This is a genomic window from Pseudomonas sp. 6D_7.1_Bac1 (assembly GCF_025465945.1).
In the GTDB taxonomy this organism is placed as follows: domain Bacteria; phylum Pseudomonadota; class Gammaproteobacteria; order Pseudomonadales; family Pseudomonadaceae; genus Aquipseudomonas.
This window is the reverse complement of sequence record NZ_JANLNW010000021.1, coordinates 26,317-43,831: the sequence shown is the minus strand read 5'-3', so window position 1 is coordinate 43,831 and position 17,515 is coordinate 26,317. Positions and strand designations below refer to the sequence as shown.

Sequence of the window (17,515 nt, the reverse complement as noted above, 5' to 3'; positions counted from 1 at the left end):
ATCCCCTTTTTCGATCAAGCGCTTTCAACGGCCTGGGCGACAAACAACACCACTTGCCAGGGGCTGCTCACCAGTTGCGATGCGGGTGCGACAATCTGCAGTGGCAGTTGCCCATCGAACCATTGCCCCTGGGCGGTGACCACGAACAACCGGGTATCGTCGCCCACGCTGTAAGCCATCTGCTCGTTGCGACTCATGGCCTCATGCGCCAGACCGCTCATGCGTTGTCGACCGAGCAAGGCAATGTGCGGCGCGGACGCGATGATCGCCCGACTCAACCATTCACTCGCCGACTGCTCGCTCGCGCCGTTGGGCATGCGCAAGCCAATCACCAGGCGCTGGCTCGGCTGATCGTCGGGCAACTGGATCGAGAAGATGTGTTCGTTGCGTTCGAACGGCAGGCTGCGATAGCCGGCGCGAATCAATTCGAGGGTGTTTTCCAGCCAGTCGAGTACGCTCTCGTAGCCACGCTGCAACTCAAGAAAATCCAGCGCCGCGAAGGCCGGCACACCGGCCAGCGGATCAAGCGCCGACCAGGCGCCGGCCAGCCCGAGCAACAGGCCATACAGCGCTTGCGGTGTCGCCAGCCGGCTGTTCAACAGACCCTCGACCTCCGGCAGACGCGCCCAGAGTGCCGTCAGTTGGCGACGAATCTCTGCGGCGTCATCCTGGTTGCCGGCCTGCTGCGCCTGACGCAAACGACCGGCCAGAAACATGCATTTCTCCCGGGCCCGGGCACAAAGACCCGCGACCCGACGCCCCAACGCCGACTCTGGCAACAGACACGGCGTCGGCGGTGTGTAGGGCAGTTGCAAAAAACCGCCGCCTTCCTTGCGAATGCGCAGCAGCGGCACACAGATCGAGTCAGCCTTGTTCAGCTGCGTGCACAAACGCGGATTGGGTCGCCACACCGTGATCGATTCGGGGTATTGACCGCTGGTGAGGTCTGGCAGTGCATCGCCGACCACCGATTGCAATCGTCCCGTGAGCGGCAACAATTGCCCGGCACGCCACAACGGGCTGACCGCCAGATACACCGTCACGGTGGCGTCGTCCGTTGCATCGACTGCTTCGCTGACATCGAGCTCCAGCAGCGGCCCCACACCGGCCTGCACGTTGACCGGCAAACCATCCGGCAGCGTCGCCTGCACAGCGAGCAAGCGCACGTGCCCGGCACTGAGTGCCGAGGGGTCGATGTCGAGATGGGTGACACCCCAGAACCAGGGGTTGCAGGCCTTGGCAAAATGCGCGACCAACGCTTCGGCGCGCAGCCCTTGCAACTGAAAATGCTGGGGCAGCAATTGCATGCCCTCGTGCCAGCAAACCGCGTCAGGTAGCAAACTCATACGATTCCCTTCGACGTCGAATGTCGCCGCGCGAGCCAGCGGCCTGGCGATCTTTTCAGTGCAGATCAGTGCGGATTGTCGCTGACCAGTGTCATCTCGCGACTGTCGAACTTCAGCCAGGCCTTGCGCTGATCGTCCAGTCGAAGTCGGTGCGCTCCGGGTGTGTTATAGCTGGCGAAGATCAAAAGTCCAGCGGCTCGCTTGCCGCCCAGGGGAAAGGGTTGTTGATCGATAAACTGCCCGGGAACCAGCTCCAGCCCCCAGACAGTCATCATCTGCCGGTAGTCGCGCTGAAACTGCTCGCGCTCGCTGAACCATTGTCGCGCCGTCATCGCCGACAGCTGTTTGAGCAGGTCCGGATCATTCACCGCCACAAAATCCACGGCAATCGGGGTGTCGTCATTGGCATGGGCAGCGACGTCCAGGGTCAGGCTATCGAGATCGACTCGCGGCCCGAACAACGAACAACCGGTGAGCATCAGGAACAGCAAAGGGCTAAAAAAACTTACACGCACAATGAATTTTCCTTTTCTCATGACGGTCAAAAATTGTTTTTGTTTGCTTTTTTATAGACCTGTTCTAGCGTCTTGGGTAGTTCGGTCAGCACGACGAATGTGGAAGGTTCGTCAAAGGAATGACAGGTCCAACTGCCCTCCCTTTCTAACCTACGGTTCAGTAAGGGAATGCAATGAACGGGCCTCCCGATGCATTGCTCCCGCCCATGCATCGGAGTCGCCACCATGGCAGAAAGTACTCAGCACAAGCTCGACAGGGTCCGCCCGCCCCGCGTGCAAATCACCTACGACGTCGAAATTGGCAACGCCATCGAGAAAAAAGAATTGCCTCTGGTGGTCGGCATTCTTGCCGACCTCTCCGGCAAACCGCTGAAACCCCTCCCCAAGTTGAATGAACGGCGTTTCACCGAGATTGATCGCGACAACTTCAACGAAGTGCTCGCCTCGATCGCCCCCCGCGTCACCTTGCAAGTCAACAACACCCTCGGCGGCGACGACAGCAAGCTCAACATCGAGCTCAAGTTCGGTCATATCGATCATTTCGACCCGGTCAAAGTGGTCCAGCAAGTGACGCCATTGCGGCGTCTGTTCGAAGCACGCCAGCGTCTGCGTGACCTGCTGACCAAACTCGATGGCAACGATGATCTGGACAAACTGCTGCGCGATGTCATTGCCAACACCGAAGGCCTGCAAGAGATCAAGTCGGCTCGGCCTGAAGCTGCCGCACCGGCCAGTGATGCCAACGCGACGCCGCAAGCTGCCGCACCGGCTAGCGATGCCGATGCAGCGCCGGACGCACAAGCCTGATCGTTCATTCATTTAGGGAGAAATTGCCATGCCCGCCTCATCCAGCGCCCAGGCCCAAGCCAGCGAGAGTGTGAACGAGACCTTGTCTCTGCTCGACCGAATCATCGCCGAAGGGCGAATGGCCCACGACGACAGCCAGAAGGATTACGCCCGCGACATGCTCGCGGAGTTCGCCACCCAGGTTCTTGACAAAGGCATGGCCGTCGACAAGGACACCGTGGCGATGATCAATGACCGCATCAGCCGGATCGACGAGCTGATCAGCGCTCAGCTCAACGAGGTCCTGCACCATCCGGACCTGCAAAAACTCGAAGCGTCCTGGCGTGGTTTGCACCTGCTGGTGCAAAACACCGAAACCAGTTCCCGGCTCAAACTGCGCTTGCTCAACGTGAACCAGAAAGAACTGCAGAACGATCTGCAAAAAGCCGTCGAGTTCGACCAGAGCGCGCTGTTCAAAAAGATCTACGAAGAAGAATACGGGACCTTTGGTGGTCACCCGTTCAGCCTGCTGGTGGGTGACTACACCTTCGGCCGGAACCCAGAAGACATTAGTCTGCTGGAGAAACTCTCGAACGTCGCCGCCGCGGCCCATGCCCCGTTCATTGCCGCTGCCAGCCCGCGACTGTTCGACATGCACAGCTTCACCGAGCTCGCGGTGCCGCGTGACCTGTCGAAAGTCTTCGAGAGCCAGGAGCTGATCAAGTGGCGCTCCTTCCGTGAAAGCGAAGACTCACGCTACGTGTCGCTGGTGCTGCCGCACTTCCTGCTGCGCCTGCCTTACGGTCCGGAAACCTCGCCGGTGGAAGGCATGACCTACGTCGAAGACGTCAACGGCAGCGACCACAGCAAATACCTCTGGGGCAATGCGGCCTGGGCCCTGTCGCAACGCATCACCGAGGCCTTCGCCAAATACGGTTGGTGCGCGGCGATTCGTGGTGCCGAAGGCGGTGGCGCGGTCGAAGGACTGCCCGCCCACACGTTCCGTACCACCTCGGGCGATCTGTCGCTCAAATGCCCAACCGAAGTGGCGATCACCGACCGTCGCGAGAAAGAGCTCAACGACCTCGGCTTCATCGCCTTGTGCCACAAGAAAAACAGCGACGTGGCGGTGTTCTTCGGTGGTCAGACCACCAACAAGTCCAAGGCCTACAACACCAACGAGGCGAACGCCAACGCGCGGATCTCGGCCATGTTGCCCTATGTGCTTGCGGCGTCCCGCTTCGCGCATTACCTGAAGGTCATCATGCGCGACAAGGTCGGCAGCTTCATGACCCGCGACAACGTGCAGACCTACCTCAACAACTGGATCGCCGACTACGTGCTGATCAACGACAACGCCCCACAGGAAATCAAGGCGCAGTACCCCCTGCGTGAAGCCCGGGTGGATGTCTCGGAAATCGCCGGCAAACCAGGCGCCTATCGAGCCACGGTGTTTCTGCGGCCGCACTTCCAGCTCGAAGAGCTGACGGCCTCGATCCGCCTGGTCGCCACCCTGCCGCCACCGGTAGCAGCCTGACCTGCCTCCCGCCGGCCTGGCCGGCGGGATTCTCTTCGCTTATCTAGCGCGACTACTTTCAGGAGTTCCATGCGATGGATGCAATCATTCTCGACCTTGGCGGTGACATCAAAGGCGACAGTCTGCTCGAAGGTTACAAGGACAAGATCGAAGTCATGTCCTACAGCCACAACGTGGCCATGCAGGTGACCAACGACGTCAGCAACTCGGAGCGCACCTCCGGCAAGCCGCACATCGGCGAGTTCACGCTGACCAAGTTCGTCGACAGCTCGACCCCGTCTCTCAATGAGTACTGCTGCGCCGGCAAACCGATCCCGGAAGCCAAGATCACCATCGGGCGCAACGCGGCCGAAGGCAGCGGCCAATTGATGCCCTTCATCATCTACACCCTGACCAACGTGGTGCTGTCCAACGTCAGTGTCAGCGGCGGTACAGGCGGTAAACCGGTGGAAACCCTCTCGCTGAACTTCACCAAGATCAAGTGGGAACTGACCGCCCAGAAAGACGATGGCACCAAGGAAGGCACGGCCGCTTCGACCTGGGACCTGGCCGCCAACAAGCTGATCAAGGGCTGACGGAGTACCACGACAATGACCGGCACCGGCATTCTGCCGCCGCTGTTCGAACGCCTTGCCGCCAGCGAGGCGGACACCGTGCTGGCGTTCGATCGCCAGGCACTGTTGGAGTCGGTCCGTATCGAGTTACTGCGTTTGTTCAACACCCGCCGTGGCCAGCGCCCGCTGACCACGCCGCCGAGTGTGCTTGACTACGGCATCGCTGACTGGACTGCACTGCAGCAACAGCGCAGCGATGACCGGCGTCAGCTGGCGCGGCAGATTCGCGAAGCCATCGACCACTTCGAACCGCGCCTGCAACTGGGCGAGGTCGACGTCACACCCGTACCCGAACATCCGCAACAACTGAGCATCAGATTGCAAGGAGAGCTACGCAGCGGCAAGCAGCATTGGCCTGTCGCATTCGTCATCGAGAAAGCCGGCGATGGCCTTGAGGTGCGCCATGAGCGACTCGATTGACACAGAACTGCTCGATTACTACCAACGGGAGCTGACCTGGCTGCGCCATGCGGGGAGCATTTTCGCCGAACGCTATCCCAAGGTTGCCAGACGCCTGGAGCTGTCCCCCGGCGAATGCCCGGACCCGCATGTCGAACGCTTGCTGGAGGGTTTCGCCTTGCTGGCTGCGCGCCTGCAACGGCGGCTCGACGACGATTACGCCGAGTTCAGTGACGCGCTGCTGGAACAACTGTATCCATTGACGATGCGGCCGCTGCCGTCCTGCGCCATCGTGCAATTCGAGCCGGATCCGAGCAAGGGCAACCTGGCCGGCGGTTACCCGTTGCCGCGCGACACGCCGTTGTTCGTCACTACCCGCAAAGGTGAAAACATCCACTTTCGCACCAGTGCGGCCGTTCACCTCTGGCCGCTGGAAATCGACGAAGCACTGCTGCTGGGAAGCCACGAAGCCCAGGCCCTGACCGGCGTCGCCCTGGCACGCTCAGCCCTGCGCTTGAGCCTGAACTGCCTGGGCAAGCACCAGTGGGCAGAGCTCGGCATCGAGCAGTTGCGCCTGCACCTGGCCGCGTCGCCGGTGATCAACGCCAACCTGTACGATTTGCTCGGTGCCCATGCGATTCAGCTCCTCGCCGGACCACCGGGCAGCGTGCCGAAGCGATTGGCTGGGTTGCCGCAAGTCGTCGGTTTCGCCAACGATGAAGTCCTGCTACCCGATGAAGACGGCGTGCATCCGGGAATGCGTTTACTCGCTGAGTACTTTGCCTTTGCCGACAAGTTCAATTTTTTCGACGTGCCATTGGCGGGTGCAATCAGCGACAGCCAGACACTGCATCTCTACATCGTTTTCGACCACGCGCCCGCCAGCCGCCTGCACTTGCAAGCCAGCGACATTGCGTTGGGCTGTGCGCCGGTGATCAACCTGTTTCCACGGACTTCCGAGCCGCTACGCCCGGACGGCACTCGCAGCGAATACCGCTTGGTCGCCGACAGCCATCGGGAAAACAGCGTCGAAATCCACAGCATTCGGGCCATGCGCGCCAGCACCCCTCAGGGGGTACAGCGCGTGCCGGCGTATTACGGCAGCCGGCACGGTGGCAACCATCGCTGTTACTGGTACGCCCGGCGCATCAGCGGCATGACCCCGAACCGGTTGGGCACCGACCTGATGCTGAGTCTGGTGGACACTCAGCTAGATCCGTTTGCGCAGGTTGCTGAACTCAGCCTTACCGCCGAGCTGCTCTGCACCAATCGACACCTGGCTCAGAGCCTGTCGGCCGGAACGCCGCTGGGCTTCGAGCGGCCGGGGCCGATCGCCTCGGCGCGTTTGCGTAATCCACCGAGCCCGCAAAGCCTGCCGCGTCTGGACGGTGAATCACGCTGGCGGCTGGTCTCGCAACTGACCCTCAACCATTTGTCATTGGTCGAAGGTCCCCAGGCGCTGGACGCGCTCAAGGAAATCCTGGCGCTGCATAACCTGCGAGACGAGACCAGCGCCCGGAGACAAATCGAAGGCCTGATGAGCCTGGGCTGTGAGCGTGTCATCGCGCATGTCGGTGAAGACGCCTGGCGCGGGTGGCGCAATGGGCTGGAAGTTCGCCTGCAACTCGATCCGCAGCATTTTGTCGGCAGTAGCGCGGTGCTGTTTTCAGCGGTGCTGGCGCAATTTTTCTCACTCTATGCCACGGCCAATCGCTTCGTGCGCACGGTACTGGTTGAGTCAGACAAGGAGATCAAGGCATGGCAACCCCAAGCCGGCATGCCGCTCTCCCTTTGAGCCTGAGCCAACGGCTGCGCCGAGATCCCCAGGCGTTCGAGCTGTTGCAGGCCTTGTTGCTGCTCGAACGCGAGCATCCACAAGCCGAATCGTTGGGCAGCGGCACCGCACCGCAGGCAGAAGCGCTGCGTCTGCGCGGCCCGCTGACGCCGCTGTTCGCCGCCAGCCAGATTGAAAGCCTGACCGACGAAAATGGCCACAAACCGACCCTCACCACCCCGGTTTTTGGCCTCGGCGGGCCAGACGGACCATTGCCCTACGCCTATCAGGAATGGCTGCAACAACGGGCCCGCGCCAAGGACCACGCACCGGCCGAGTTCCTTGATCTGTTCCAGCATCGGCTGCTCAGCCTGCTTTACAAAGTGCTGCGCAAACACCGGATTGCCGTGGGCTTTTCAGTGCCAGGTGCTACACCAGTGCACGCTCAGTTACGAGCGTTGACCGGCCTGCTGCCCAAATCTCTGCATGAACGCCTGGCGATTCCCGATGCCAGCGTGCTGGCGTGCAGCGCGCTGTTCGCCGACGGACGCCGTTCGCTCGCAGGCTTTGCCGCGATGGTGCGCGAACAGTTTAAATTGCCGGTCGAGCTCAGCGCCTATAACGGCGCCTGGCGCGAGATTCCACCGGCCAGTCGCAGCCGCTTGCAGCCGGGTGGTCGCAACCTGCAACTGGGGCGCAGCGCCGTGGCCGGCACGCGGGTCTGGGACGAGCATGCCGGAATCCGTCTGACCCTGGGCCCGCTGACACCCGCCCAGGCCGCCGCCTACTTGCCGGACGGTGACGCGCACCCCGCCCTGGCCAGCCTCAGCGCCCTGTATTTCGGTCCGGACCTGGATTGCACGTTGGTGTTACTGGTGCGTGGCGCCAGCCCGATAAAACTCGGCCGCCAGTCACCGCCGCTGTTGAGCTGGAACGGCGGCCTGCAACGCCAATCCAGCCTTGCCGTGCAACGCATCGAGACTCGTCTTCGTCAGCGGGAGAACACCTGAACATGGAACTGGCCAGCCTGATCGGACGCCTCAACCCGGACAACCGCCGCGCCCTGGAACGGGCCGCCCAGCGTTGCCTGCAACGGGGTCACCATTACGTTGAAATCGAGCACCTGTTGCTCGAACTGCTGGAGATCGAAGGCGGTGACTTCGCTTACCTGCTGCCGCGCTTCGGCCTGGAACGCGATGCCCTGACGGCGGAAATCAACAAGGCCCTGGAGTTGTTCAAGACTGGCAGCACCCGCACCCCGGCACTCTCGGCGCAAACCATTGGCCTGTTGGAGGACGCCGTGGTGCACGCCAGTGTGCTCGGCCTTGAGAGCATCCGCTCCGGCTTGCTGCTGTTGGCGCTGCTCGACCGTGACGAACGTCGTAGCCTGCTGCTCAACAGTGCTTCATCGCTGCTGCGCATTCCTCGGGACGCCCTGCGCAGCAACCTGCTGGAATGGACCGAAAGCTCCCGCGAGCACGTCGGCGGTGCTCGTGCGGTAGCGGTCGCCGCAACCGCCGGCAAACCCCAGCAGAAACAAGACTCGGTGCTCGATCAGTTCACCCAGGACCTGACCGCCGACGCCCATGCCGGGCGCATCGATCCCATCGTCGGGCGTGACGGCGAAATTCGCCAGTGCATCGACATCCTGCTGCGCCGTCGCCAGAACAACCCGATCCTGGTCGGCGCCCCGGGCGTCGGCAAAACCGCGGTGGTCGAAGGCCTGGCCCTGCGCATCGCCGCCGGGGACGTGCCGCCGTCCTTGCAGGAAGTCAGCCTGCGGGTCCTCGACCTCGGCCTGTTGCAGGCCGGCGCCGGGGTCAAAGGCGAATTCGAGCAACGACTCAAAGGGGTGATCGATGCAGTCCGCAACGCGGAAAAACCCATCATCCTGTTCATCGACGAGGCTCACACCCTGATCGGCGCCGGCGGTGTCGAGGGTGGAAGCGACGCCGCCAACCTGCTCAAACCGGCGCTGGCCCGTGGCGAACTGCGGACCCTGGCCGCCACTACGTGGCTCGAGTACAAAAAATACTTCGAGAAAGACCCGGCCCTCGCTCGACGCTTCCAACTGGTGCAAGTCGAAGAGCCGGATGAAATCACCGCCGTGGAAATGCTCCGTGGCGTCGCCGCGAAACTCGAACAGCACCACGGCGTGCAGGTATTGGATGCGGCGATTCATGAAGCGGTGAAGCTGTCCCACCGCTACATCTCTGGCCGGCAACTGCCTGACAAGGCCATCAGCGTGCTCGACACCGCGTGCGCCCGGGTCGCCCTCGGCCAGCACGACGTTCCGCCGCCACTGGAAAGCCTGCGTCATCGGCAGAACAGCCTCAAGGATGAAGTCGAACGCCTGCGCCGGGAACAGGCCACCGGCCTGGATCACCGTGAACGCATTACCTTGCTCGAGACCGAGTCCACCAGCAACGTACAGGCCATTCGCGAACTGGAGATCCGCTGGAGCGAAGAACGCGTCGCCGTGCGCGAACTGCTCGACACCCGCCGTGAACTGCTGGCCTTGAGCGAACGCGCCGACAACGAGAAGCCGGACGAAGCCACCGACGGGCGCATCGACCACCTGGCCGCCGAACTGCTGCGCCTGGAAGCCGGCCTCGACGCCATCCGCCAGGACGACCCGCTGGTGCCGGAACAGGTCGACACGAAAACCGTCGCGGCAGTGATTGCCGGCTGGACCGGCATCCCGGTCGGCAAGATGCTCGCCGACGAAGCCCACGCGGTGCGCACCCTCGGTCAACGCATGGGCCAACGGGTCATGGGCCAAAGCATCGCCCTCGGCACCATCGCCCAGCGCTTGCAGGCGTATCGCGCCGGCCTCACCGACCCGCAAAAACCGGTTGGTGTATTCCTGCTGGTCGGCCCCACCGGCGTCGGCAAAACCGAAACCGCCTACGCCCTTGCCGACGCCTTGTATGGCGGTGAGCGCAACCTGATCAGCATCAACCTCTCGGAATACCAGGAAGCCCACACCGTCAGCCAACTCAAAGGCGCCCCACCCGGCTACGTCGGCTACGGCAGCGGCGGCGTACTCACCGAAGCCGTGCGACGCAAACCTTATTCCGTGGTGCTGCTGGACGAAATCGAAAAAGCCCACCCGGATGTGCTGGAGGCGTTTTACAACGTGTTCGACAAAGGCGTAATGGAGGATGGCACCGGGCTGGTGGTGGACTTCAAAAATACCGTGATGTTGGCCACCAGCAATGTCGGCGCCGAACTGCTGCTCGATACCCCCGTGGCGCAACTCGGCACCGATGCGTTTAACGAAGCGCTGCATAAAGTCCTGCTGCAAGCGTTTCGCCCGGCGTTTCTGGCGCGCATGACCGTGGTTGCTTACCGGCCGCTGGATGAGGTGACGCTGGAAGGGATTGTGCTCGCCAAGCTTGAAAAGTTGCGTGGGCGGTATAAGGTCGCGACCGGGAAACAGTTTGAATTTGATGCCGGGATTGTGCAGGCGGTGTTGGCCAAGTGCAGCGCTGCGGGTGCACGGGATGTTGAAAATGTGTTGATGACGCAGGTGACGGGGAAGTTGGCGGAGTGGGTGTTGGAATAGGACATGCCCACCCGAGCGCACCTGAGCGCCTGGCGGCCGAGCACTGTTGGAACATAAGGAGGCATCATGAGCTATGACGCTATTTGCAAGGCGATCAAGGGACACGGTGAAGGCATCTACAATTTCGGCCAGTCGAGTTTTCTGAAACTTGTCGGTGACAATAGAGAGGGTATATGTCGAGGTGTTTGCACCGCCTGGCTGATCGCCAAGAAAAACGGTAAAGACTATCTTGAAGAAATTGTGTCACCCACTATCACGACGAGTCTGTTTCATGAGCAGAAGACCGCACGCGAGGCTTCAGACTTCCAGACCGAGTATCTGAACATCAGCGGCGACACGCCTGATGCACCCTCTGACGCAACGCTGTTAGCTCTAAAAAATGGAGGATTGGGAACATTAGGAGAACGAAAAGCACAAACCTATCAAGGGTTTGCCGATGATGGAATCCCCATCGGACAACGCGTACTGACTTCAGGCTATCGATATTTCATTTTATCTATCAAAGGCACACTGGGCGGGCATTCCGTGGCCTTTTACAGACCCTGGGTCTTTTTCGGAAAAAGCAGTAGCTGCGTATTTTTTGACCCCAACTTTGGCGAGTTCAAACTAGAGGGAAGTGAAGGTGTATCACTTTGTCTAAGCGCTGTAGCGACTGCTTACAGTCAAGGACTATCAACAGGCTATCGCCTCTGGGGATTTAGCTAGAGAGAGGGGACAAATTTATTTCCACTACAAAAAATAAATCTGTCCCCTTTTTAATGTTCTCAACATTAAGAAGAGGAGCATTCGTATGGTCTGGCAACTGTTTCATTACGATCAAGCAAATACTATCGCCAATAGCGCGGCACTTGCCGATTTTGGTGAGGGCGCCTGCCTGGCCCTCTCAATGAAATGGTGCGCGCGACGCAAAGCAAAGGATAATGCGCTGCAATTCAACCAGTCCGTTCATACTGAAGATCAAAAACTTGAAATCGCGAACTGGATGAATGTCACGCAAACTGACGTCCTTCAGAACATTGCGAATAATCCCGGGCACGCCAACCCTATGTTCAATTCGGGCTATAAATACAGGGACGATCAGGGTGAAGCCATATCAACAGTCGCCACTGCTCAGGGCCAGATTAACAATATGCGGGCCTACGCCAACCGTTTGGAAAAAATGAGTCAATGGGCAAGAAATAATGCGATGGTACTTCTGGATGACAAGGTAGGCTTCTCCAACAACCTGCTCACTGCCCAGTGGGTTACTCAGTTAACAGACGCAGCGTTCAGACTCAGCGCCCCCCCATCATCGGAATCATTGCCTTAACGGGACCTGACGATGGTCACGCCCTTGCTTATGAAGTTACTAATCGCGGTCATATTAGTTTTTTCGACCCGAATTTTGGTGAGTTTCGCAGTAACGGACAAGATGACTTTATTCCTTGGCTCTTAAATCACATCATCCAAAACTATTCTGATCTGAATCAGCACTGGTGGGTTGTACAGTTCAGATGACACGTAAGAAGCCAATATATTTTCACGATTATGCTGAATCATTGATCACCCACTGAGATTGCTTAATGCCACGAACCACCGACAGCAACACCCCCCTCTCCCTCACCGCCACCTCGCTGTCGGCGCTTTACCCTGAGTCACTGTCCGGCGAAGAAGCGCTCAACGCCCTAAGTTCGCAAACCCTCAACGGTCTCAACGACGGCACTTCACTGACCCTGAGCAGCGCCGTCTCGACCCACGTCACCACCACCCTGCACAACGACGCCCTGACTCGCCCCTTCGACGCACTGGTCGCGGAAATCCGCCAACTCCCCGCCGACGCCACCGCTGAGCGCTATCAGCTAGTGCTGCGTCCCTGGCTCTGGTGGCTGACCCTCGCTAGCAACAACCGGGTGTTCCAGAACCTCGCCACCTCGGACATCGTCACCACAATCTTCAAGGCCCACGGCTTCACCGATTTCCAGTTGAAACTCACCGGCAGCTACACCCCACGCGAGTACTGCGTGCAATACGCCGAAACCGACTTTGCCTTCGTCTCGCGGTTGCTGGAGGAGGAAGGAATTTTCTGGTTCTTCACTCACGAGGATGGCAAGCACACGCTGGTGCTCGGGGACAGCAACGATGCCTTCGTGCCCATCCCCAATGGGCCGAAGGTGACGTATCTCGGGCAAAAAATCGGCGGGCGCGAATTGCATGGCATTCGCGCAGGCCAGGTATGTGTACAGGCGGTAGCCGGGGGGTATCGGGCGACGGATTATGAATTCACCACCCCGACCACGTCGCTCTACGACCAGGCCGAAGCGGTGGCCGGGCCACGGTCGATGTACGAGCATCCGGGCGGTTATAACGCCAAGGCTCGTGGCGATGCGCTGACCAAGCAACGTGTGGACGGTTTGCGCAGTCAGGAGAAACGTTTTGTCGGCGAGAGCGATTGCCGTTGGTTGGTGCCGGGGCACTGGTTTACGTTAGCCGGCCACGATGACGCGTCACTGAATATCGATTGGGTGGTAACAGCGGTCACACACGAGGCCAGCCACGACAGCTACCGCAATCGCTTCGAAGCCATTCCCAAAGCCACACCTTATCGTCCGGCGCGGCTCACACCCAAACCGCGGATGCACACCCAAACGGCGCTGGTGGTGGGCAAATCCGGTGAGGAAATCTGGACCGACCAATACGGACGAATCAAGATCCAGTTCCCCTGGGACCGCGAAGGTAAAAACAACGAAACCAGCTCTTGCTGGGTGCGGGTGGTGTTGCCCTGGAGCGGCAAAGGCTTCGGCATGCAGTTCGTACCACGCATTGACCAAGAGGTGATCGTGACCTTTATCGATGGCGACCCGGACCGGCCACTGGTCACTGGTTGCGTCTATAACGGCGACAACGCCCTACCCTATGCCCTGCCGGCGAATCAGACCCAATCCGGGATCAAGACCAACTCGTCCAAGGGCGGCGGCGGTTTCAACGAGTTGCGTTTCGAGGACAAGAAGGACGCCGAAGAGGTTTTTTTGCAGGCGCAGAAGGACTTCAAAATCAATGTGCTCAACGACACCACTGCCACCGTCGGCCACGACGAAACCCTGACGGTGAAAAACGCCCGCACCCGTACGGTGAAGGAAGGCGACGAAACCGTGACCCTGGAGAAAGGCAAACGCAGCGTCACCATCCAGACCGGCAGCGACAGCCTGGATGTGAAGGACAGCCGCACGGTGAAGGTCGGCGCCAATCAGACCCACAGCACTGGCGGCAACTACGAACACAAGGTCACCGGAGATTACAGCCTGACGGTGGACGGCAACCTGACCATCAAGGTGACCGGCACCCTCACGCTGCAAAGCGGCGGCAGTTTCGCGATCAAGAGCGGCGCCGATCTGGCGGCCCAGGCGAGCACCTCGATCAGTCAGAAGGCCGGCACCGCCCTGAGCAACCAGGCGGGTACGGAACTGACCAACAAGGCTGGCACCACGCTGACCAACGACGCCGGGGTCAGCCTGATGAACAAGGGCGGTGCCGAGCAGACCGTGGACGGCGGCGGCATGCTGACCATCAAGGGCGGACTGGTGAAGGTCAATTGAGGAGTGACAGAGGTGTCATCAGACAAACTGGAACTGGAACGCGGTGACAGCCAGCTCAACGGACGAATGCTCGACGGCCAACTGGAAGGCCCGCTGCACATCAAGGAAGCCGGAAAGCCCCAGGCAGCCTTGAATTACAGCCAGGGCGAACTGCAAGGGATGAGCCTGCTGTATCACCCCAACGGCAAGCTGTCGGCACAGATGCCTTTTGTGCACGACAAGCTACAGGGCGTCGCGACGTTTTATGCCCCTCAGGGTTGGCTGCAACGCAAAGCCACGTATCGCCGAGGCCTGCTGCATGGCGACGCAAGCAACTATTTTCCCGATGGGCAAGTGGCTGAAGTGGAGTGTTACCGCGACGGCGTACGTGAAGGGGTTTACCAGCGTTTTCACCCTAACGGCAAACCCGCCGTCAACGCCCGCTACCTCAATGGTCAGTTGCTTGAACCGGAGCAAGCCTTTGCCAGCGATGGACGACCGCTGGATGCCGAGGGCAAGCCGATCTCGCGAATGCGCTGGTGGTATCGACGCTGGGCCGATCCGACACAAGCCTAACGCCTTGTATTGAATGTGATGGCCCCTTCGCGAGCAGGCTCGCTCCCACATTTTGATCGCCGTCGTACACAACTGCTGTGTTCAATGGAGATCCCCTGTGGGAGCGAGCCTGCTCGCGAAGAGGCCGGCACATCCAGCATCAATGGTGACTGAAACACCGCCTTCGTCGGATCGCCGCCCGGAGCAAGCGAACGTCGCCCGGCCCTTCCCACATTCGATCTGAGTCGAATCAGGGGATAAGCATCTGCATCTGCCCCGGCATCGCGATCTTGATCACCCCGCCCCAGTTGCACATCAAGCTGCAGTTGGCATCGAGGGCAGGCATTCCCCCCAACAACAGGGTCGGCGCTCCGGGCATCCACGGGGCGGCGGTGGCCGGAATGCACGGCATCGGCGTCAGCACCCCAAGGGCGGCGGCGGTGGCCGCTGCGACCATCGGATTGGCCGGGCTCATGCACGTACCAAACGGCATGATGTTGAGCAGCGGAATGTGATCCATGATGTTCGCCGCCGGCATGCCCCCGGTCAGCGTGCGGTTCACCGGCAGTACGTTGAGTACGGCTGGCGCCGCACCGAAACTGCATTGCAGGGTCGCGGTGGCGCACACTTGCGGACAGCCCATGTCGAATCTCCTTCCTGGAAGCGGTGCTCCTCTGAACCATAGTCCGCCAAGCCTGTTCTCGCACATCAGGAACGCTGATTATCCAGCAACACGCTAACCTATAAGACCTTGCCGCGCTTGTGACGCCCCCGGCGCGCCATTAGATTAGCCAATGATGTCTGGCCTCCAAAATAAGCAGAAGGGATAAGTATGGCGCTTACTGACCAGTCCACCCGTATCCGCTCTGGCGAAGAACTCGATGCCAGCCTGATCGATCCGTACCTCAAGGCGCACATTCCCGGCCTTAGCGGATTGCCGCAGATCAGCCAGTTCCCCGGTGGCGCTTCAAACCTGACTTACCTGCTGGAATACCCCGAGCAGGAGTTTGTGCTACGTCGGCCGCCGTTTGGCCACAAGGCCAAATCCGCCCACGACATGGGCCGTGAATTTCGCATTCTCAACCAGCTCAAGGACGGCTTCCCGTACTGCCCGAAGGCCTACGTGCACTGCACCGATGAGTCGGTGATCGGCGCCGAGTTCTATGTGATGGAACGGGTCAACGGGATCATCCTGCGCTCTGATCTACCGCCGGAACTGGGCCTCGACGCGGCTAAAACCGAAGCCTTGTGCAAGAGCTTCATCGACAAATTCGTCGAGCTGCACCGCGTCGATTACCAGGCTTGTGGCCTGGCCGACCTGGGCAAGCCAGAAGGTTATGTCGCACGGCAGATTCGTGGCTGGAGCGATCGTTACGAAAAAGCCCTGACCCCCGATGCGCCGAGCTGGCAAGCCGTGAAAGACTGGCTCAACGACAAGATGCCGGCCGACCACCTGACGTCGAGCATCGTTCACAACGACTACCGTTTCGACAACGTGATCCTCGACCCGAACAACCCGATGCAGATCATCGGCGTACTGGATTGGGAACTGACCACCCTCGGCGATCCGCTGATGGACCTGGGCAACACCCTCGCCTACTGGATCGAAGCCGGCGACCCGGCACCGGTGCAACTGATGCGCCGTCAACCGAGCCACGCCCCCGGCATGCTGACCCGTCGCGAGTTTGTCGACTACTACGCCGAACGCTCGGGAATCCGGATCGACAACTTCGACTTCTACTACACCTACGGGCTGTTCCGCCTGGCCGGTATCGTGCAGCAGATCTACTACCGTTTCTTCCATGGCCAGACCCAGGACAAACGCTTCGCGCAGTTCATTCACATGAACAAACTGCTTGAGCAGATGAGCCTGCAAGTCATCCAGAAATCCAGCCTCTGATCGCGCACCTGGCGCCACGCCCCTCACAAGGAAAAACCATGTCCAAGACTCAGTTGTTCGACCTCGACGGTAAAATCGCTTTCGTCTCCGGCGCCAGCCGTGGCATCGGTGAAGCCATCGCCAAACTGCTCGCCCAACAAGGCGCTCATGTGATCGTGTCGAGCCGCAAACTCGACGGCTGTCAGCATGTTGCCGACGCAATCATCGCCGAGGGCGGTAAAGCGACTGCGATCGCCTGCCACATCGGTGAGATGGAACAGATCACTCAAGTGTTCGCCGGCATCCGCGAACAATTCGGTCGTCTGGACATCCTGGTCAATAACGCCGCGACCAACCCACAGTTCTGCAACGTACTGGACACCGACCTCAGCGCCTTCCAGAAAACCGTCGACGTGAACATTCGCGGCTACTTCTTCATGTCGGTGGAAGCCGGCAAGCTGATGCGCGAGCACGGTGGTGGCAGCATCATCAACGTCGCATCGATCAATGGCATTTCACCGGGCATCTTCCAGGGCATCTACTCGGTGACCAAGGCGGCGGTGATCAACATGACCAAAGTGTTCGCCAAGGAATGCGCGCAGTTCGGTATCCGCTGCAACGCCCTGCTGCCAGGCCTGACCGACACCAAGTTCGCCTCGGCACTGGTGAAAAACGACGCGATTCTGAAGACCGCGTTGCAGCAAATCCCACTCAAGCGTGTGGCTGAGCCGAGCGAAATGGCCGGCGCAGTGTTGTATCTGGCGAGTGATGCGTCGAGCTATACGACAGGGGTTTCGTTGAATGTGGACGGTGGGTTCCTGTCCTGATTCTCTGCCTCCTACGGCATAGGTATGACTGCTCCCGTAGCAGCTGCCGAGCCTGCGAGGCTGCGCTCGAGGACGCAGTCCTCGCAAACCCGGCATACGCGGTTTGCCTTATGGAACGCGTTGCCTGATTTTACGACCGCTTCGCGGCCGAACGCAGCCTCGCA

At 60.2% G+C, this 17,515-nt stretch carries 17 protein-coding genes; 14 read left to right on the top strand and 3 right to left on the bottom strand.

From position 1 onward, the window contains the following. Positions 1-14: 14 nt before the first annotated feature. Positions 15-1,346: a type VI secretion system baseplate subunit TssK gene (tssK, locus tag NTD87_RS06445; RefSeq protein WP_262112691.1), complete on the bottom strand. Its 1,332-nt coding sequence runs from the start codon at positions 1,344-1,346 to the stop codon at positions 15-17. 65 nt (positions 1,347-1,411) lie between these two features. Beyond that, the gene (locus NTD87_RS06440; protein WP_410017471.1) at positions 1,412-1,882 is read right to left on the bottom strand and encodes a type VI secretion protein; all 471 of its coding nucleotides are present in this window, start codon (positions 1,880-1,882) and stop codon (positions 1,412-1,414) included. 204 nt (positions 1,883-2,086) lie between these two features. Between NTD87_RS06440 and tssB the strand changes: the two genes are divergently transcribed. The 12 genes from tssB (at position 2,087) to NTD87_RS06385 (ending at position 14,666) form a co-directional block, all read left to right on the top strand. After that, complete coding sequence (gene tssB / locus NTD87_RS06435; RefSeq protein ID WP_262112690.1) at positions 2,087-2,668, top strand: type VI secretion system contractile sheath small subunit; 582 nt, start codon at positions 2,087-2,089, stop codon at positions 2,666-2,668. A 28-nt stretch (positions 2,669-2,696) separates the two neighbouring features. Then, positions 2,697-4,184: a type VI secretion system contractile sheath large subunit gene (tssC, locus tag NTD87_RS06430; RefSeq protein ID WP_262112689.1), complete on the top strand. Its 1,488-nt coding sequence runs from the start codon at positions 2,697-2,699 to the stop codon at positions 4,182-4,184. A gap of 74 nt (positions 4,185-4,258) precedes the next feature. Further along, positions 4,259-4,759, top strand: a complete 501-nt coding sequence (locus NTD87_RS06425) for an Hcp family type VI secretion system effector (RefSeq protein ID WP_019690979.1) — start codon at positions 4,259-4,261, stop codon at positions 4,757-4,759. Between the two features lie 15 nt (positions 4,760-4,774). Then, the gene (gene tssE / locus NTD87_RS06420) at positions 4,775-5,218 is read left to right on the top strand and encodes a type VI secretion system baseplate subunit TssE (protein ID WP_262112688.1); all 444 of its coding nucleotides are present in this window, start codon (positions 4,775-4,777) and stop codon (positions 5,216-5,218) included. Next, on the top strand, positions 5,202-6,992 hold the full coding sequence (gene tssF / locus NTD87_RS06415) for a type VI secretion system baseplate subunit TssF (RefSeq protein ID WP_262112687.1): 1,791 nt from the start codon (positions 5,202-5,204) through the stop codon (positions 6,990-6,992). The genes tssE and tssF overlap by 17 nt, the downstream gene beginning before the upstream one ends. After that, the gene (gene tssG, locus NTD87_RS06410) at positions 6,956-7,981 is read left to right on the top strand and encodes a type VI secretion system baseplate subunit TssG (RefSeq protein WP_262112686.1); all 1,026 of its coding nucleotides are present in this window, start codon (positions 6,956-6,958) and stop codon (positions 7,979-7,981) included. The genes tssF and tssG overlap by 37 nt, the downstream gene beginning before the upstream one ends. Positions 7,982-7,983: 2 nt before the next feature. Next, on the top strand, positions 7,984-10,539 hold the full coding sequence (gene tssH / locus NTD87_RS06405) for a type VI secretion system ATPase TssH (RefSeq protein ID WP_262112685.1): 2,556 nt from the start codon (positions 7,984-7,986) through the stop codon (positions 10,537-10,539). 66 nt (positions 10,540-10,605) lie between these two features. Next, positions 10,606-11,244 (top strand): C58 family peptidase, encoded by a 639-nt coding sequence (locus NTD87_RS06400; protein ID WP_262112683.1) that lies wholly within the window; start codon positions 10,606-10,608, stop codon positions 11,242-11,244. A gap of 85 nt (positions 11,245-11,329) precedes the next feature. Next, complete coding sequence (locus NTD87_RS06395) at positions 11,330-11,848, top strand: hypothetical protein (protein ID WP_262112682.1); 519 nt, start codon at positions 11,330-11,332, stop codon at positions 11,846-11,848. Further along, positions 11,779-12,036, top strand: coding sequence for a YopT-type cysteine protease domain-containing protein (locus tag NTD87_RS28035; protein ID WP_410017470.1), 258 nt, complete (start codon positions 11,779-11,781; stop codon positions 12,034-12,036). Before NTD87_RS06395 ends, NTD87_RS28035 begins: the two co-directional genes overlap by 70 nt. Before the next feature lie 65 nt (positions 12,037-12,101). Continuing rightward, entirely contained in the window at positions 12,102-14,111 is a 2,010-nt protein-coding gene (gene tssI, locus NTD87_RS06390) for a type VI secretion system tip protein VgrG (protein WP_262112680.1), read from the top strand. Between the two features lie 66 nt (positions 14,112-14,177). After that, positions 14,178-14,666: a toxin-antitoxin system YwqK family antitoxin gene (locus tag NTD87_RS06385; protein ID WP_410017472.1), complete on the top strand. Its 489-nt coding sequence runs from the start codon at positions 14,178-14,180 to the stop codon at positions 14,664-14,666. Between the two features lie 229 nt (positions 14,667-14,895). Here NTD87_RS06385 and NTD87_RS06380 read toward each other — a convergent pair whose 3' ends face one another. Beyond that, positions 14,896-15,288 (bottom strand): DUF4280 domain-containing protein, encoded by a 393-nt coding sequence (locus NTD87_RS06380; protein WP_262112678.1) that lies wholly within the window; start codon positions 15,286-15,288, stop codon positions 14,896-14,898. Positions 15,289-15,477: 189 nt separating this feature from the next. Between NTD87_RS06380 and NTD87_RS06375 the strand changes: the two genes are divergently transcribed. Both NTD87_RS06375 and NTD87_RS06370 read left to right on the top strand, forming a co-directional pair. Further along, a complete protein-coding gene (locus tag NTD87_RS06375; protein WP_262112677.1) occupies positions 15,478-16,545 on the top strand; it encodes a phosphotransferase family protein in 1,068 nt (355 codons plus the stop codon). 38 nt (positions 16,546-16,583) lie between these two features. Next, the gene (locus NTD87_RS06370; protein WP_262112676.1) at positions 16,584-17,351 is read left to right on the top strand and encodes an SDR family oxidoreductase; all 768 of its coding nucleotides are present in this window, start codon (positions 16,584-16,586) and stop codon (positions 17,349-17,351) included. Positions 17,352-17,515: the final 164 nt, after the last annotated feature.

Excerpts from the sequence above, each read along its gene's own strand:
- tssK (WP_262112691.1), bottom strand. The coding sequence starts at position 1,346 with ATGAGTTTGCTACCTGACGCGGTTTGCTGGCACGAGGGCATGCAATTG.
- NTD87_RS06440 (WP_410017471.1), bottom strand. The coding sequence starts at position 1,882 with ATGAGAAAAGGAAAATTCATTGTGCGTGTAAGTTTTTTTAGCCCTTTG.
- tssB (WP_262112690.1), top strand. The coding sequence starts at position 2,087 with ATGGCAGAAAGTACTCAGCACAAGCTCGACAGGGTCCGCCCGCCCCGC.
- tssC (WP_262112689.1), top strand. The coding sequence starts at position 2,697 with ATGCCCGCCTCATCCAGCGCCCAGGCCCAAGCCAGCGAGAGTGTGAAC.
- NTD87_RS06425 (WP_019690979.1), top strand. The coding sequence starts at position 4,259 with ATGGATGCAATCATTCTCGACCTTGGCGGTGACATCAAAGGCGACAGT.
- tssE (WP_262112688.1), top strand. The coding sequence starts at position 4,775 with ATGACCGGCACCGGCATTCTGCCGCCGCTGTTCGAACGCCTTGCCGCC.
- tssF (WP_262112687.1), top strand. The coding sequence starts at position 5,202 with ATGAGCGACTCGATTGACACAGAACTGCTCGATTACTACCAACGGGAG.
- tssG (WP_262112686.1), top strand. The coding sequence starts at position 6,956 with ATGGCAACCCCAAGCCGGCATGCCGCTCTCCCTTTGAGCCTGAGCCAA.
- tssH (WP_262112685.1), top strand. The coding sequence starts at position 7,984 with ATGGAACTGGCCAGCCTGATCGGACGCCTCAACCCGGACAACCGCCGC.
- NTD87_RS06400 (WP_262112683.1), top strand. The coding sequence starts at position 10,606 with ATGAGCTATGACGCTATTTGCAAGGCGATCAAGGGACACGGTGAAGGC.
- NTD87_RS06395 (WP_262112682.1), top strand. The coding sequence starts at position 11,330 with ATGGTCTGGCAACTGTTTCATTACGATCAAGCAAATACTATCGCCAAT.
- tssI (WP_262112680.1), top strand. The coding sequence starts at position 12,102 with ATGCCACGAACCACCGACAGCAACACCCCCCTCTCCCTCACCGCCACC.
- NTD87_RS06385 (WP_410017472.1), top strand. The coding sequence starts at position 14,178 with ATGCTCGACGGCCAACTGGAAGGCCCGCTGCACATCAAGGAAGCCGGA.
- NTD87_RS06380 (WP_262112678.1), bottom strand. The coding sequence starts at position 15,288 with ATGGGCTGTCCGCAAGTGTGCGCCACCGCGACCCTGCAATGCAGTTTC.
- NTD87_RS06375 (WP_262112677.1), top strand. The coding sequence starts at position 15,478 with ATGGCGCTTACTGACCAGTCCACCCGTATCCGCTCTGGCGAAGAACTC.
- NTD87_RS06370 (WP_262112676.1), top strand. The coding sequence starts at position 16,584 with ATGTCCAAGACTCAGTTGTTCGACCTCGACGGTAAAATCGCTTTCGTC.